The sequence below is a fragment of the Mesorhizobium sp. W050 genome (genome assembly GCF_054719535.1).
In genome coordinates this window covers 5,664,480-5,678,822 of record NZ_JBTTIH010000001.1, presented here as the reverse complement: position 1 = coordinate 5,678,822, position 14,343 = coordinate 5,664,480, and the positions used below count along the sequence as shown (strand labels likewise).

Annotated in this window: 17 protein-coding genes, 1 other RNA gene and 1 pseudogene; 8 read left to right on the top strand and 11 right to left on the bottom strand. The window is 62.8% G+C overall.

The annotated features are described in order from the left end of the window. Positions 1-8 precede the first annotated feature (8 nt). Positions 9-1,811: an ABC transporter transmembrane domain-containing protein gene (locus ACYG9Y_RS27435; protein ID WP_023737877.1), complete on the bottom strand. Its 1,803-nt coding sequence runs from the start codon at positions 1,809-1,811 to the stop codon at positions 9-11. 202 nt (positions 1,812-2,013) lie between these two features. On the opposite strand from ACYG9Y_RS27435, the gene rpmE reads away from it, so the two are divergent. After that, the gene (gene rpmE, locus ACYG9Y_RS27430; protein WP_023668748.1) at positions 2,014-2,235 is read left to right on the top strand and encodes a 50S ribosomal protein L31; all 222 of its coding nucleotides are present in this window, start codon (positions 2,014-2,016) and stop codon (positions 2,233-2,235) included. A 183-nt stretch (positions 2,236-2,418) separates the two neighbouring features. Here the strand turns inward: rpmE and ACYG9Y_RS27425 are convergent, their stop codons facing one another. Continuing rightward, positions 2,419-3,060, bottom strand: a complete 642-nt coding sequence (locus ACYG9Y_RS27425) for a TetR/AcrR family transcriptional regulator (RefSeq protein WP_023737878.1) — start codon at positions 3,058-3,060, stop codon at positions 2,419-2,421. Positions 3,061-3,178: 118 nt separating this feature from the next. On the opposite strand from ACYG9Y_RS27425, the gene ACYG9Y_RS27420 reads away from it, so the two are divergent. Both ACYG9Y_RS27420 and ACYG9Y_RS27415 read left to right on the top strand, forming a co-directional pair. Beyond that, positions 3,179-4,006, top strand: coding sequence for an NAD(P)H-binding protein (locus ACYG9Y_RS27420; RefSeq protein WP_023737879.1), 828 nt, complete (start codon positions 3,179-3,181; stop codon positions 4,004-4,006). Between the two features lies 1 nt (position 4,007). After that, positions 4,008-4,484 (top strand): anthrone oxygenase family protein, encoded by a 477-nt coding sequence (locus ACYG9Y_RS27415; protein WP_023737880.1) that lies wholly within the window; start codon positions 4,008-4,010, stop codon positions 4,482-4,484. A 33-nt stretch (positions 4,485-4,517) separates the two neighbouring features. On the opposite strand, the gene ACYG9Y_RS27410 is transcribed toward ACYG9Y_RS27415, so the two are convergent. From ACYG9Y_RS27410 to ACYG9Y_RS27400, 3 genes are all read right to left on the bottom strand, one after another. Further along, positions 4,518-4,823, bottom strand: coding sequence for an Rdx family protein (locus tag ACYG9Y_RS27410; RefSeq protein WP_031253460.1), 306 nt, complete (start codon positions 4,821-4,823; stop codon positions 4,518-4,520). 32 nt (positions 4,824-4,855) lie between these two features. After that, positions 4,856-5,605, bottom strand: a complete 750-nt coding sequence (locus tag ACYG9Y_RS27405) for a YebC/PmpR family DNA-binding transcriptional regulator (protein WP_023668740.1) — start codon at positions 5,603-5,605, stop codon at positions 4,856-4,858. Positions 5,606-5,786: 181 nt separating this feature from the next. Beyond that, on the bottom strand, positions 5,787-6,110 hold the full coding sequence (locus ACYG9Y_RS27400; protein WP_023737882.1) for an ArsR/SmtB family transcription factor: 324 nt from the start codon (positions 6,108-6,110) through the stop codon (positions 5,787-5,789). A gap of 51 nt (positions 6,111-6,161) precedes the next feature. On the opposite strand from ACYG9Y_RS27400, the gene ACYG9Y_RS27395 reads away from it, so the two are divergent. From ACYG9Y_RS27395 to ACYG9Y_RS27385, 3 genes are read left to right on the top strand one after another with little or no spacing between them, the layout of a single operon-like run. After that, positions 6,162-6,644, top strand: a complete 483-nt coding sequence (locus ACYG9Y_RS27395; RefSeq protein WP_023684154.1) for an SRPBCC domain-containing protein — start codon at positions 6,162-6,164, stop codon at positions 6,642-6,644. A 20-nt stretch (positions 6,645-6,664) separates the two neighbouring features. Further along, on the top strand, positions 6,665-7,027 hold the full coding sequence (locus ACYG9Y_RS27390) for a VOC family protein (protein WP_023726167.1): 363 nt from the start codon (positions 6,665-6,667) through the stop codon (positions 7,025-7,027). Positions 7,028-7,054: 27 nt separating this feature from the next. Then, on the top strand, positions 7,055-7,537 hold the full coding sequence (locus tag ACYG9Y_RS27385; RefSeq protein ID WP_023684152.1) for an SRPBCC family protein: 483 nt from the start codon (positions 7,055-7,057) through the stop codon (positions 7,535-7,537). 22 nt (positions 7,538-7,559) lie between these two features. Here ACYG9Y_RS27385 and ACYG9Y_RS27380 read toward each other — a convergent pair whose 3' ends face one another. The 5 genes from ACYG9Y_RS27380 to ssrS form a co-directional block, all read right to left on the bottom strand. Continuing rightward, the gene (locus ACYG9Y_RS27380) at positions 7,560-8,321 is read right to left on the bottom strand and encodes a TerC family protein (protein ID WP_023737883.1); all 762 of its coding nucleotides are present in this window, start codon (positions 8,319-8,321) and stop codon (positions 7,560-7,562) included. A 70-nt stretch (positions 8,322-8,391) separates the two neighbouring features. Next, on the bottom strand, positions 8,392-9,216 hold the full coding sequence (locus tag ACYG9Y_RS27375) for a TIGR00282 family metallophosphoesterase (protein ID WP_023737884.1): 825 nt from the start codon (positions 9,214-9,216) through the stop codon (positions 8,392-8,394). A 56-nt stretch (positions 9,217-9,272) separates the two neighbouring features. Next, positions 9,273-9,800: a DUF3592 domain-containing protein gene (locus ACYG9Y_RS27370; protein WP_198018614.1), complete on the bottom strand. Its 528-nt coding sequence runs from the start codon at positions 9,798-9,800 to the stop codon at positions 9,273-9,275. A gap of 82 nt (positions 9,801-9,882) precedes the next feature. Then, on the bottom strand, positions 9,883-10,467 hold the full coding sequence (locus ACYG9Y_RS27365; RefSeq protein ID WP_023684148.1) for a 5-formyltetrahydrofolate cyclo-ligase: 585 nt from the start codon (positions 10,465-10,467) through the stop codon (positions 9,883-9,885). A 92-nt stretch (positions 10,468-10,559) separates the two neighbouring features. Continuing rightward, positions 10,560-10,715: non-coding RNA, 6S RNA (gene ssrS / locus ACYG9Y_RS27360), on the bottom strand. A gap of 149 nt (positions 10,716-10,864) precedes the next feature. Here ssrS and ACYG9Y_RS27355 point away from each other — a divergent pair. Further along, positions 10,865-11,703, top strand: a pseudogene (locus tag ACYG9Y_RS27355) (AAA family ATPase). Between the two features lie 43 nt (positions 11,704-11,746). On the opposite strand, the gene ACYG9Y_RS27350 reads toward ACYG9Y_RS27355, so the two are convergent. Then, a complete protein-coding gene (locus tag ACYG9Y_RS27350) occupies positions 11,747-13,285 on the bottom strand; it encodes an MFS transporter (RefSeq protein ID WP_023737886.1) in 1,539 nt (512 codons plus the stop codon). Positions 13,286-13,426: 141 nt separating this feature from the next. Here ACYG9Y_RS27350 and ACYG9Y_RS27345 point away from each other — a divergent pair, with 141 nt between their 5' ends. Further along, positions 13,427-14,290 (top strand): LysR family transcriptional regulator, encoded by an 864-nt coding sequence (locus tag ACYG9Y_RS27345; RefSeq protein WP_023737887.1) that lies wholly within the window; start codon positions 13,427-13,429, stop codon positions 14,288-14,290. Positions 14,291-14,343 lie beyond the last annotated feature (53 nt).

The window sequence follows — 14,343 nt, the reverse complement described above, 5'->3', positions numbered from 1 at the left end:
GCGGGTTGCTACTCCGCGGCACCCCTGAAGGCGCTTGCTCCGGTTTCGAACTGCAGCTTGGCCAGCCTTGCATAGATGCCGCCCTTGGCGACCAGGCTCTGGTGCGTGCCTTCCTCGACGATGCGGCCGCCATCCATGACCAGGATGCGGTCGGCCTTCAGCACGGTCGCCAGCCGGTGGGCGATGACGATGGTGGTGCGGCCCTGCATCAGCCGTTCCAGCGCCGTCTGCACCAGCGTTTCGCTTTCGGCGTCGAGCGCCGACGTGGCTTCGTCGAGCAGCAGGATCGGCGCGTCGCGCAGGATGGCGCGGGCGATCGCCACGCGCTGACGTTGGCCGCCGGACAAGGTGACGCCGCGCTCGCCGACCTGGCTATCATAGCCCTTGTCGAGCCTGAGGATGAACTCGTCGGCCAGCGCGTCCCCGGCGGCGGCCTCGATCTCGGCATTCGTCGCGCCCGGCCTGCCAAAGCCGATATTGTCGCGCGCGCTTGCCGCAAAGATGGTGACATCCTGCGGCACGATCGCAATGCGCTCCCGCACTTCAGCCGGATCGGCTTCGCGCACGTCGACGCCGTCAATGGCGATGCGGCCGGTTTCGGGATCGTAGAAGCGCAGAATCAGCGAAAAGACGGTGCTCTTTCCGGCGCCCGACGGGCCGACGATCGCCACCGTCTCGCCCGGCTTGACCTGAAAACTCAAGCCGTGGACGGCGGCACGGTCCGGCCTTGCCGGGTAGGAGAAGGAGACGTCGTCGAAGCTGATCGCGCCTGTCGCCTTGGCGGGCAGCGGCAGCGGATTGGCCGGCGGTTGAATCGCCGGCGTCTCGTCGAGTATCTCGGTCAGCCTTTCGGCCGCACCCGCCGCCTGGGCAAGCTCGCCCCAGACTTCCGACAGTGCGCCCAGCGCGCCTGCGGCAAACACGGAGTAAAGCAGGAACTGGCCGAGCGTACCGGGCGACATCGTGCCGGCAAGCACGTCACGCGAGCCGAACCACAACACCGCCACGACCGAGGAAAAGATCATGAAGATGGCAAAGAAGGTGAGCAGCGAGCGGGAGAAGATCGACGAGCGCGCCGCTTGGAAGGCGGCTTCCACCGCGGCCGAGAACCGCCCGGTGACCAGCGTCTCGTTGGTGAACGCCTGCAGCGTGCGCACCGCGCCGATCTGCTCGCTGGCATAGGCGGTCGCTTGCGCCAGCGTATCCTGCGCCTGCCGTGACCGGCGCCTCACCGAACGGCCGAACGCGACCAGCGGCAGCACGATGAGCGGAATGGCCGCGATCACCAAGCCCGATAGTTTCGGGCTGGTGATAACCATCATCGCCACCGCGCCGAGCCCGAGGATGACGTTGCGCAGCGCCACCGAGGCAGTGGCGCCGACGGCGGATTTCACCTGCGTGGTGTCGGCGGCAAGCCGCGAGACGATCTCGCCCGATTGCGCGGTGTCGAAGAAGGACGGCGAAAGCGTCGTGACATGCGAAAACACGTCGCTGCGGATGTCGGCAACGACCCGCTCGCCGAGCGTGATGACGAAGTAGTAGCGTCCGGCCGATGCCGCCGCCAGAATGGCTGCCATCGCCACCAAAGCGGCGAAATATTCGGCGATGAAGACGGTGCTGGAAGCGCTGAAACCGTGGTCGATCATGCGCCGCACGGCCAGCGGCAGCGCCAGCGTCGTCGCTGCGGCGATGGCGAGCGAAATGAGGGCGCCTATGACCAGTTTGCGGTAGCGGAATATATAGGGATATAGGCGCCTGAGCGGCCCGAGCGAGCGCCTGCGCCCGTCTTGCTCGCCGCTGATGTCCGCCATGACCGTTCCTCTGGCCGCTCCAGGTGGGCGCGTTCAATATGCGCCTGCCGTGGCCTTGTGATTCAATTCCGGCTGATGTATAGGCTCGCCGACCGTTTTAGAAGCCGTGGCTTTTCAATAGCTGCGGCTTCGAGTTTTAAAAAGGGGCGCATCGACGCAGGCCACGGGCCGTCGGCAGCGCCACAAGCCAGGAAGCACGACAATGAAGGCCGATATCCATCCCGACTACCACACCATCAAGGTCGTCATGACCGATGGCACCGAATACTCGACCCGTTCGACCTGGGGCAAGGAAGGCGATACGATGAACCTCGATATCGATCCGACCACGCACCCGGCCTGGACCGGCGGCCAGCAGACCCTGCTCGACCGCGGCGGCCGCCTGTCGAAGTTCAAGAAGCGCTTCGAAGGTTTCGGCCTTTAAAGTTTACCCGTAGCGCAGAATCAAGAACCCGCCTTTGTGGCGGGTTTTTTGTTGCCGCCAAAGTCAGTCCCTTCAAGCTACGCGCCGATACCTCCCGCTTGTGGGGAGGTCGGCCCAAGGGTCGGGTGCGGTCCCGCGCCTCCACCCTCTTCGAAGCGCGACCCTTCCCGGAGTGGTGCGAGCCTACCCCTCCACCAATTCCCGCAGCGCCATGCGCTTATAGGCGGCGACCAGCCTGTCGCCCTCCTGCCGATCGACCGAGATCGCCAGCCGCACGGCAGCCTCGCCCATCTGCCAGACCAGAAACGCTGTGGTCTCCAGCGCCACCGGATCGGCGCCGGGATGCAGCCGCTTCAGCACCATGGTCAGGAATTCGGCATTCGCCCGGCTGTCGGCGAGTTCGAGCTGGCGCAGCGCCTTGTCGGCCTGCGTGCCCGACCAGATGTCGCGCATCACCGGCTCGGCCAGGAACAGCTGATAGTAGATATCCACCAGCTCCGAAAACGCATGCCGCAGGCCCTCGGCGTCGACGACATCCTTGAGCGCCGAGGAGATGCAGGCCTGGCTTTCGGCGGTGTAGCGCTCGGCCAGCGCCCAGACGATCGCCCGCTTGTCGGGAAAGAACTGGTAGAGCGAGCCGATCGACACCGCGGCCCGTTCCGCCACCTCGCCCATGCGCATGGCGTCGCTGCCTTGCTCGGCAATCAGCGCCGAGGCTGCGGCCAGCATACGCTCGACCCGCTCGCGGCTGCGTTGCTGGGTGGGCGCCCGTCGCGGCGATGCGACCTGCTCCTGGGCAGATGCGGGCGTTGCTGTGTCTTCCATGACGGCCTCCGGTCTCGACAAAATCTGCCAACAAACGGCTTGACTCGCAAAATACGAGGGTTTATCACGTTTTGCAAATGTGAGTGTTACTCACGTTTGTAAACAAAGGAAAGCCACAATGACCGACACCAAACCAGTCCTGATCCTCGGCGGCACTGGCAAGACCGGCCGTCGCCTCGCCGAGCGGCTGACCTCACAGGGCATCCCCGTGCGCATCGGCTCGCGTTCCGGCAGTCCCCGCTTCGACTGGGAGGTTCCGGCGACCTGGGAGCCTGCCATGCAGGGCGTAGGCGCCGTCTACATCAGTTACTATCCCGACATCGCCGTGCCGGGCGCCGCCGAGACCGTCGGCGCCTTCGCCAGGCTTGCGGTGGCAAATGGCGTCACCCGCATGGTGCTGCTCTCCGGCCGCGGCGAGACCGAAGCCCAGCGCGCCGAAGAGATGGTCAAAGCCTCGGGCGCTGACTGGACGATCCTGCGTTGCGCTTGGTTTTCGCAGAATTTCAGCGAAGGTTTTCTCGTCGAGTCCTTGCGGCAAGGCGAAGTGGCTTTGCCTGTCGGCCCTGTTGGCGAGCCCTTCGTCGATGTCGACGACATCGCCGATGCTGCCTTCGTTGCGCTGACCGAACCGGGTCATGTCGGCCAGCTCTATGAGTTGACCGGGCCGCGGCTGCTAAGCTTCGCCGACGCGGTTGCCGAGATCGCCAAGGCGACCGGCCGCGACATCCGCTATATCAAGATCTCGCATGACGAATTCACCGCCGCGACGGCGGCATACGAACTGCCGCCCGAAATCGCCTGGCTGCTCAACGAGCTGTTCACTGAAGTGCTTGACGGCCGCAACGAGACGCTGACCGACGGCGTCCAGCGTGTGCTCGGCCGCGCGCCGAAAGACTTTTCCGCCTACGCAAATGAAACCGCTGCAACCGGCATCTGGAGCAACTGAGATGATCAAGCTTTTTCCCACCCTCACCATCATCGCTGCAATCGGCTCGGGCGTCGTCGGCGGCGTGTTCTTCGCCTTTTCCAACTTTATCATGGCGGCGCTTGCCCGGCTGCCGGTCCCTCAGGGCATCGCGGCGATGAATTCGATCAACATCACGGTGATCACGCCCACCTTCATGACGGCGCTGTTCGGCACCGGCCTGCTCTGTCTGGTGCTTATCGCCGCCGCCATCATGGGGTGGAGCCAGTCCGGCTCGTACTGGTTGCTTGCCGGCGCCGTGATCTATTTGATCGGCAACCCGATCGTGACCATGGTCTTCAATGTGCCGCTCAACGATGCGCTCGCCGCCGTCGACCCGGCCAGCGCCAATGGCGCCGCCGTGTGGGCGAACCATCTGAATCAATGGGTGATGTGGAACCACGTCCGCACCATCACCGCCATCGTGTCGATGGCCTGCTTCATCTTCGCATTACTCTGAAGAATGGCACTCCGAAATGCAGAAGACCTCGCCTCAAGCGGGGTCGTTTTGCGTGTGACCCTTGCGGTCGGAATGGCCTAGATCCCGGTCCGGATCGATGACGTCGCGCACCAGCTGCTTGAGCTTGGCGGCATCGGGAAAGCCGCCGTCGCGCTTGCGGTCCCAGATCAGCACATCGTTGCAGGAAACGGTGAAGATGCCGCCTGTGCCCGGCACCAGCGTCACTTCACCGAGATCCGTGCCGAAGGTGGAGAGCAGCTCCTGCGCCATCCAGCCGGCCCGCAGCAGCCACTGGCACTGGGTGCAATAGGTGATGCGGATGATGTGCAGCTCGCTCATGTCGGATTGAGTTCCGCCAATGTCCTGGTCGATCATGCCGCGCTGAGCTTGGCCATGGTCTCGTCGTCAACCTCGAAATTGGCGTAGACGCTCTGCACGTCGTCATCGTCCTCGAGCGTTGCCACCAGTTTCATCAGCGATTGCGCCCGCTCTTCGTCGACCGGGACATTGTTCTGCGGCTGCCAGATCGGCTTCACCGATTCGGCCTCGCCAAGCGAGGCTTCCAGCGCCTTAGACACTTCGCCCATACTCTCGAACGCGCAGTAGATGGTGTGGCCTTCCTCGTCGGACTCGACGTCATCGGCGCCGGCCTCGATCGCCGCGTCCATCACCTTGTCGGCGCTGCCGGCGGAGGCCGGATAGTAAATCTCGCCGGCGCGGTTCCACATGAACGACACCGAGCCGGTTTCACCAAGCGCACCGCCGGCTTTGGTGAAGGCGGCGCGCACATTCGAGGCCGAGCGGTTGCGGTTGTCGGTCAGCGCCTCGACGATCAGCGCCACGCCGCCTGGCCCATAGCCTTCATAGCGCACCGCTTCGTAATTCTCGGCATCGCCCATCGATGCCTTGTTGATGGCGCGCTGGATGTTGTCCTTCGGCATCGACACCGCCTTGGCGTTCTGAATGGCCAGGCGCAAACGCGGGTTCATCGACGGATCCGGTGTTCCGCTCTTGGCGGCGACGGTGATTTCGCGCGCCAGCTTGGAAAACATTTTCGACCGCACCGCATCCTGGCGGCCCTTGCGGTGCATGATGTTCTTGAACTGTGAATGGCCAGCCATGGCACCCCTGTTGTCTTAGGCTAAGAGCATCCCGAAACGAGGTGATCTCACCTCGTCTTCCGCGATACTCGAATTCAAATTTTCAGAGCCGTCCAAGGTGCAACGCGATGGATGCACGGCGTTCTCTGTCGGAATGGCCGGCTTATAGATAAATCGGCTCAATTCGTCCAGCCGCGCCGGTTCACCCCTCCAGATCGGACTTCAGCCGGTCGATAATGCTGAGCGCATGGCCGGCATACTGGCTGATCCAGCGGTCGTGGATGTGCTTGATCGGCAGCGCGTTGAGATGGTTCCAGCGCTCGCGCCCTTCGCGCTTTGCCACCACCAGTTCAGCTTCTTCCAGCACCTTGAGATGCAGCATGACGGTGCAGCGATCGATGTCGGGAAACGCCTCGCACAACATGCCGGTCGTCTGCGGCGCATCCTTCAGCTGATCCAGCAATTCGCGACGGCGCGGATGCGCCAACGCCTTGAAAACGTGATCGTCTGCGGTTTGGCTTGACATGTTATGTTTCTATAACATATCGTCGAGCCAATCAAGGAAGGAGCTGTGGATATGTCTCTTGGATTCAGAGTTTCCGGGCGCATCGGCAAACCGGTCGCCGAAGTCTTCGACGCCGTCGTCAATCCGGAGAAGCTCAGCGGCTATTTCACCACCATCGGCGGCGCCAGCGCCCCGCTGGAAGCCGGCATCGGTGTCGTCTGGTGGGGAAAAGTGCCGGTCGAGGTCGATGAAGTGGTCAAGGACAGCCGCATCGTGTTGCGCTGGGATGCCACAGATGCCGACGACAGGCCGGCCTACAAGACACGCATCGAGATGAACTTCGAGCCGCTGGACGATGGCGGCACCCTTGTGACCATTGCTGAATCCGGCTGGCCGGAAGGCGTGGTCGGCCTGCAGAAATCCTACCTCAATTGCGAGGGCTGGTCGCAGATGCTGGCTTGCATGAAGGCCTATGTCGAATACGGCATCAACCTGCGCGACGGCTACTACCGCGGCGAGATGAGGGGCGAGCCGGCCAACGAGACAAACAGATGAACAGCGCAACGGAGACCGCAATGACCGCGAAAATGACCGGCGGCATCAACATCGCCATGAAAGTGCCCCCGCATCAATACGAGGCGACGATCGCCTTCTATCGTGATGTCGTCGGCTTGAAGCCATTCACCGCCAAGACGCCAGCCATCGGCTTCGAGCTTGGCCCAAACCGTCTGTGGATCGACGAGGCGCCGATGCTGAGCCAGGCCGAAGTCTGGCTTGAGCTTTTCACCGACGATTCTGCAGCCATTGCGGATCATCTCGCCAAGGCCGGCGTCGTCCGTTGCGACGCGGTCGAGCCCCTGGGCGAAGGCTTTCGCGGCTTCTGGATCGCCAACCCGGCCAGCATCGTTCACATGGTGCGCGAGCCTGACGCCTGGTGAGCGCAAACCGGACAAGAAGGAGCATCGATGGAAATTCACAAAACGCCGACTGCCGAAGCCGGCATGCTGATTAAGCGGCCGGTCGACGAGGTCTTCGAGGCGATCGTCAACCCGGCCATCACCACGAAATTCTGGTTTACCCACAGTAGCGGCCGGCTGGATAGCGGCAAAGAGGTTCGCTGGGAATGGCGCATGTACGGCGCCTCGGCGATGGTCAATGTCAGCGAGATCGTCGAGAACAAGAAGATCGTCATGCAATGGAGCGATCCGCCGACCACTGTGGTCTGGACATTCACGGAGATGCCCGGCGCCGAAACGCCTGACGGTGCGACCTTTCTTGAGGTCAGCAATTTCGGCTTCGCCGGCACCGCCGACGAGCAGGTCAAGCAGGCGGTCGGCTCGACCGACGGCTTCGCACTGGTTCTTGCCGGCGCAAAGGCATGGCTGGAACAGGGCCTGTCGCTTGGCCTGATCGGCGACCGCTACCCAAACGGCATGCCGGGGCGCTAGGGCCGCCCCTGCGGCGCCAGCCTCAATGCCCGCCGCCGGATTTCTTGCGCCGCCGCGCCAGCATGTTCAGGCCCTCGACCAGGGCGGAAAAACCCATGGCGGCGTAGATGTAGCCCTTCGGCACATGATAGCCCATGCCGTCGGCGATCAGCGTCATGCCGATCATCAGCAGGAAGCCCAGCGCCAGCATGACGATGCTTGGGTTCTTGGCGATGAAGTTGGCCAGCGGCCCGGCCGCCAGCATCATCACGCTCACCGCCACGATCACGGCGATGTACATGATGGCAATCTCGTCGGTCATGCCGACGGCGGTGATGATCGAATCGATCGAAAAGACGAGATCGAGCAGCAGGATCTGGAAGATGGCGCCGGCAAGCGAGATCTGCAGCGTCTCGCCCATCATTGTATCCTTGTGGTCGTCGGGATCGACGGTGTGGTGGATTTCCTTGGTCGCCTTCCAGACCAGGAACAGGCCGCCGGCAATCAGGATCAGGTCGCGCCAGGAGAAGCCATGGCCGAAAGCGGTGAACACCGGTGTGGTCAGTTGGACGATGATCGAAATGGTGGCGAGCAGCACCAGCCGCATGATCAGCGCCGCCGAGATGCCGAGACGCCGGGCGCGGGCGCGCTGCGCTTCAGGCAATTTGTTGGTCAGGATCGAGATGAAGATCAGATTATCGATGCCGAGCACGACCTCGAGCACGATCAGCGTCAGCAACGCGACCCACGCGGTTGGATCGGAAACAAATTGAAAATGCGGCGCCAGGAAGTCAACGAGCTGCATGGAGGTCGTCCCCTCTACGATCTAGAGCAGTTTCGTCGCCAGTTAGGTACTATATTCCACCATATCAATGTCACGACCAGAAGGATGGCGCGGTTTCTTCAAGCCGAGGCCCGCGGCGAAACGGCGCGATCTTTTCGGCCAGGCCCGTCCGGTCGGAAATGTCGACGCCGACGCCGCACAATGTCGCCGGTCCGGTCGCTGCTTCGAAGCGGCCCTTCGGCACTTTCGACAGGAAGCGGTTGAGCGGTTCTTCCTTGTCCATGCCGAGCGAGGAATCATAGTCGCCGCACATGCCGGCATCGGACATATAGCCCGTGCCGCCATTGAGGATCTGGTGGTCGGCCGTCGGCTGGTGCGTATGGGTCCCGATGACGAGGCTGGCGCGGCCGTCGACGAAATGCGCGAAGCACATTTTCTCCGAGGTCGCTTCGGCATGGAAGTCGATGACCACGGCATCGGCCTGCTCGCCCAGCGGACAGGCGGCCAGCTCGCGCTCGCCGGCCTGGAACGGATCGTCGAGCTCGGGATGCATGAACACCCGGCCCATAATGTTGGCGACCAGCACGCGCGCGCCGTTTTTGGCGATATAGACGCCGGAACCGCGCCCCGGCGTTCCCTTGGGGAAGTTGGACGGGCGCAAAAAGCGCTCCTCGCGCGGCGCGAAGACCAGTGCGTCGCGCTGGTCCCAGACATGGTTGCCGGTGGTGACGACATCGGCACCGGCGGCGATGGTGTCGCGAAAAATGTCTTCGGTGATGCCGAAGCCGCCGGCGGCGTTCTCGCCATTGACGATGACGAAGTCGAGTTTGAAATCCGAGATCAGGCTGGGCAGTTGTTCCCGCACCGCCGTACGTCCCGATTTGCCCACCATGTCGCCGAGGAAGAGAAGTCTCATGCCCACTTCTATCCAGAGGCACGGACGCTAGGCAAGCGCTACCCGGGCGATTGGCGCTAACGCCGGCCGAAAGTACCACGCTGCTGTTGAGACGGCTTTGCGCTCGCGCCCGCGACGCGAACTGCCGAAGGTATCATCGGTGACGCCGGCGGTGCGGTGCGTCCGCGCAGCCAGAAGAACCACACGTAGAAAACAGTGAACCCACCAGTAGCGGCCAGGAGCAACAGCCCGCCGCGCCAGCCCTTCATCGCCGCGGTATCGAGGATCGATGGATTGGCAGGGTTGTAATACAACTTCACCGCGTCGCCTTTGGACGCCGTGTAGAGGCCGATGTCCTTTCCCTTGCCGGACCACGTCATCGGTGCATCGTTCGCGACATAGGTGACAGCGACGTTGATGCCTTTCGTGGTGAGGCCATTACCCTGGGCTTCGCTGTAGGAACTGACATCCGTCACTGTGGCAACCGTCTGATGCCAGGCGAACTGGTGGTGCAGGGCCGTTCCGGAAATGTGCAATGCCATCGCGAACAGCGTCACCGCTATGAGGACGAACGGCATCAGCAGGAAGCGTGCGAAGACAAACATGATGGCCGCCATCGGCTCGGACTGTGTTGCCGGAATACTATCCGGCACGTCTTGGAAACGCGTTAAGCGGGATCGCGGTCTTTTAAGCGATATCGAAGCGGCGCAAACCGCTCTCGGTCAGTATTTCCGGGATGATGACGTCGTGCGCCTCATCCGGCACCAGACCCACCTCCTGGCAATTGAAAGCGATGCCGATCAGTCGTGGCGGCTGGCCCTTGTCGATCAGCCTGGCGATGGCGCGGTCGTAATAGCCGGCGCCATACCCGATGCGATGACCGCGGCTGTCGAAGGCCGCGAGCGGCACCAGCATCACCGCGGGATCGAGAACCTCGGCCTCCGCATGCGGACCGACCGTGCCAAAACCCATCTCGACCATCGGCGCGCCGCGCACCAGTTCGCGAAAGACGATGGTGGTCTTGTCGAGGATGGCCGGCAGGCAAAGCCTGGCCCCCTTCTCGCGCAAGGCGAACATCAGTGGCCTGATGTCGACTTCCGATCGCATCGGCCAGAAAGCTGAAACGATCTGACCCGGCTCGATGGCGAGGTGGTCGCGCGCCGTCTCGGCCATCTCAAGCGCGATCTCCACCCGCCACAGCGGATCGAGCGCATCGCGGCGGCCGAGTGCCTCGAGGCGCAGCTGCTTTTTCAGGGCTTTGGGAGATGTCATCCGCGGACGATAGAAAAGGTCGGATCTGGGTGACGTTTCATGAGCGACGTTTTCTACCACATCATCCGCCAAACTGGGCGGATACAGGTAAGTGACGATCCACACAACCGGTGGAGAGAGCGATCCCGGGAACCTACAAAGTAGGTGGGCGCCGTATGAGAAAACCCACGGGTCTTCCCAGGGACAGCTCCCTAAGGATCGTTAAGGCCCCGGGGAAAATGTTCTCCTGCCGGGAAGCGCAGACCGCCAAGCCCAATATAGGCGGCTGGTCGGTCAAGCGCTAGTGACATGAGCCGATGTTTCCATTTCGATCTCACACGCTTGCGTCGCAGCCGGCTCGCCCTTGCACAGGTCAAGCAGCGTCCTTACGGTCGCGCTCACCAACCGAGGAGCAAGTATGCGTTTCGAAGGCACGGCGGCTATGTCGCCGACAAGGATCTGATGGTGGCGGTGAACGCCGCGATCGCGCTGGAGCGGCCATTGCTGGTCAAGGGCGAGCCGGGCACCGGCAAGACCGAGCTTGCCCGCCAGGTGGCATCGGCGCTCGGCCTCGACCTGATCGAATGGCACGTCAAGTCGACCACCCGTGCGCAGCAGGGACTGTATGAATATGATGCTGTCTCGCGGCTGCGCGACAGCCAGCTCGGCGATGCCAGGTTCAACGACATCAAAAACTACATCAAGCGCGGCAAGCTCTGGGACGCCTTCGCGGCCGGTAAGAAGGTCGTGCTGTTGATCGACGAGATCGACAAGGCCGATATCGAATTCCCCAACGACCTGCTGCAGGAACTCGATCGGATGGAGTTCTTCGTCTACGAAACCGGCGAAACGATCCGCGCCGCTGTGCGCCCCATCGTCATCATCACTTCCAACAATGAGAAGGAACTGCCCGACGCCTTCCTGCGCCGGTGCTTCTTCCACTACATCCGCTTTCCCGATGTCGACACGCTGCACAAAATCGTCGACGTGCACTATCCCGGCATAAAGCAGAATTTGGTGCGTGCTGCCCTGACCCAGTTCTACGAAATCCGCGACGTGCAGGGGTTGAAGAAGAAGCCGTCGACCTCCGAGGTGCTCGACTGGATCCGCCTGCTGGTCGCCGACGACATCGCACCCGAGGATCTGCGCGCCGACCCCAGGAACGCGCTGCCGAAACTGCACGGCGCGCTGCTGAAGAACGAGCAGGACGTGCATCTGTTTGAGCGCCTTGCTTTCATGGCCAGGCGGCAGGGATAAGGATCGGCGGGCGGGCTGAGCGCTATGAGCGGGCTTCGGCCGATCACTCGGCCGCCGCAAGCCCTGTCTCCTGCGGCGCGACGCGCTTCGGCCCGAAGATGACGAAGCCGATGACCGACAGGGCGAGAACGCCTATCCCGCAATAGAGCATGACCCAGCCGAAACCGTTGACCAGGGCGGCATACACGATGGCGCCGGACGGGTCGAGGGCTGCGAGCTTCGGCGTCCCCTGCGCAAGGCCGTCCAGATTGCCGGTGGCGATCCTTTCCGCCAGCGCCCGCAACTCATCCGGCTCCAAAGCCGCGCCGAGTGTGGTCCGCAGGTAGGAAACGATACCTTGCGTCAGCAGCAGGCCGAGCACCGCGATGTTGATAGCGAGCGTGATCAGGCGTGCGCTGATGTCGATGCCGGACGCCATGCCGGCGCGATCCGGCGATACCGCGCCGGTCGTGGTGTTTGTGGTCGGCGAATTGGTGAGACCGATGCCGATGCCAGCAATCAGGGTGCCCGGCAGCATGGTCAGCCAGGTGGCGCCCTCGAGCCTGGAGCCGATCCACATGGCGATGAAACCGATCGCTAGCGTCAGCAGACCGAGCGGGATGGCAATTCGCGCCTGATAGCGCGCGCGAATGCGCTCGGCGATCGGCGGCATCACCATGAACGGCAGCGTGTAGACGAGCAACAGCAGGCCGGTCGTCGTGCTGTCGTAGCCGAGAACGCCGGAATAATAGATCGGCAGATAGATGATGAACGGCCAGTAGCTGAAATTCATGCCGATGGCGCCCATGATCGCGCCGGAAAACTGGCGGATGCGGAACACGGAGAAATCGAACATCGGATAGGGATTGACCCTCTCGGCGACAAGGAAAGCGATGAACGCAGCCACGGAGGCTGATATCACGCCGATGCGGGCGCTGGTCCCGAGATCCGCACCCTGCGTGATCAGATAGGAGAAGCCGAACACAGAAGCCGACAGCGTCAGCATGCCGGCCCAGTCGAGTTTCTGGGCATTGTGATCGCGCGATTGCGTGACGCCGGCGCCGATAAAGGCGAGCGCCAGGAGCGCCAGCGGCACGTGGATGAGGAACACCCACTGCCAGTTCGACAGCGCCACGATCAGGCCGCCAATGGCGGGACCGAAACCAAGCCCGATGCCTGAGACGACGCTCCAGGCAACAAAAGCCTTGCCGCGTTCGCGGCCATCCTGGAACTGATGCGACAGCACGGCGACGCTGCAGGTCAGCATCGCGCCGCCGGCGAGACCTTGCAGGAAGCGGGCGGCGATCAGCAGCGCCGCACTCGGCGCCAGACCGCACAGCAGCGAGGAGAGGCCGAAGGCGACGGTGGTGATCACCATCACGCTCTTGCGGCCGAAACGGTCGGCCAATGTCCCTGTCGCCATCAGCACCGTGGTGCAGGCAATGGTGTAGGCGTTCATGATCCATTGCAGGTCTTTGAAATCGGCGGCGAGCACGCTTTCCAGTTTCGGCAGGATCACCGGCACGCTGGAGATTTCGAGCCCGAACAAGAGCGACGCCAAGCACACGCCGGTGAGCGCGATGGTGTTTCGTTGAATTGGCATATCGATCTCTTTCCATCGGAACATGCGGCGCTCTTCAAACCGCGACCAGTTTGACATAGAGGAGACTTGACCATGAAAAAAGACTATGCTCGGCTATATCAGAAATGACAAAATCGAATGGTTGGCCAATGGAGTGCTGCGATGACCAGTCTTGATGTGGACGCCGTACGAACCTTTGTGATGGTGGCCGATCTGCAGAGCTTCACCCAGGCGGCCACGGCGCTGGGCAGCACGCAGGCGACGATCAGCGTCAAGCTGCGCCGCCTTGAGGAGAAGCTGGGCGCGCGATTGATTGAAAGAACGCCGCGCCGCGTCAGCCTGTCGGCACGAGGCGCCGTCTTCCTCCCCGCCGCGCGCGACTTCCTTGCCGCGCACGAGCGCGCCATGGCGGAGTTTGCGTCAGCACCGTGCCGGCTTGCGCTCGGCTTTGTCGATCATGCCGCCGGTCCGGCGCTGTCCATTCTGATTGCCCAGCTCCATGCGCACGATCCATCGCTGACGCTCAGTTTGAGGATCGATACCAGCACGGTGCTCAAGGAAGCTTTCGATCACGGCGAGCTCGACGCGGTTATCGTGCACCGCGAAGGCGACAGCCGTCCTGGCCGGACCTTGTCGCGCAACCACTATGGCTGGTTCGCCGCACCTTCCTTCGAGTGGCAGCGCGGAACGCCGTTGCGCCTCGCGCTCTTAAGCACCGTGTGCAACTGTCCGGATCGTGTGCGGGCGGTCGAGGCGCTGGACAAAGCAGGCATCGCCTGGGAGGAGGCCTTCGTCGGCGGCGGCGGCGCGGCCGTCAACATTGCGATATCGGCGGGCTTTGCCGTTTCGGCGCTGGCTCACTGCGTCGCTCCGCCCGGCCTGATCGAGGTTGGCCGCAAACTTGGTCTTCCATCGCTTGACCCTTCCGAAGTGGTGCTGCATTCGCACAATCTGGCGCCGCGCGCGCGTGACGCGCTGCAGATGCTGGCAACCGCATTTCGCGAGTACAATTCGCCGGTGGATTAGGCGATGGTGTTTCCGATCTGATTCCGCCGGAATCCGATAAGGCTTTGGAGGAA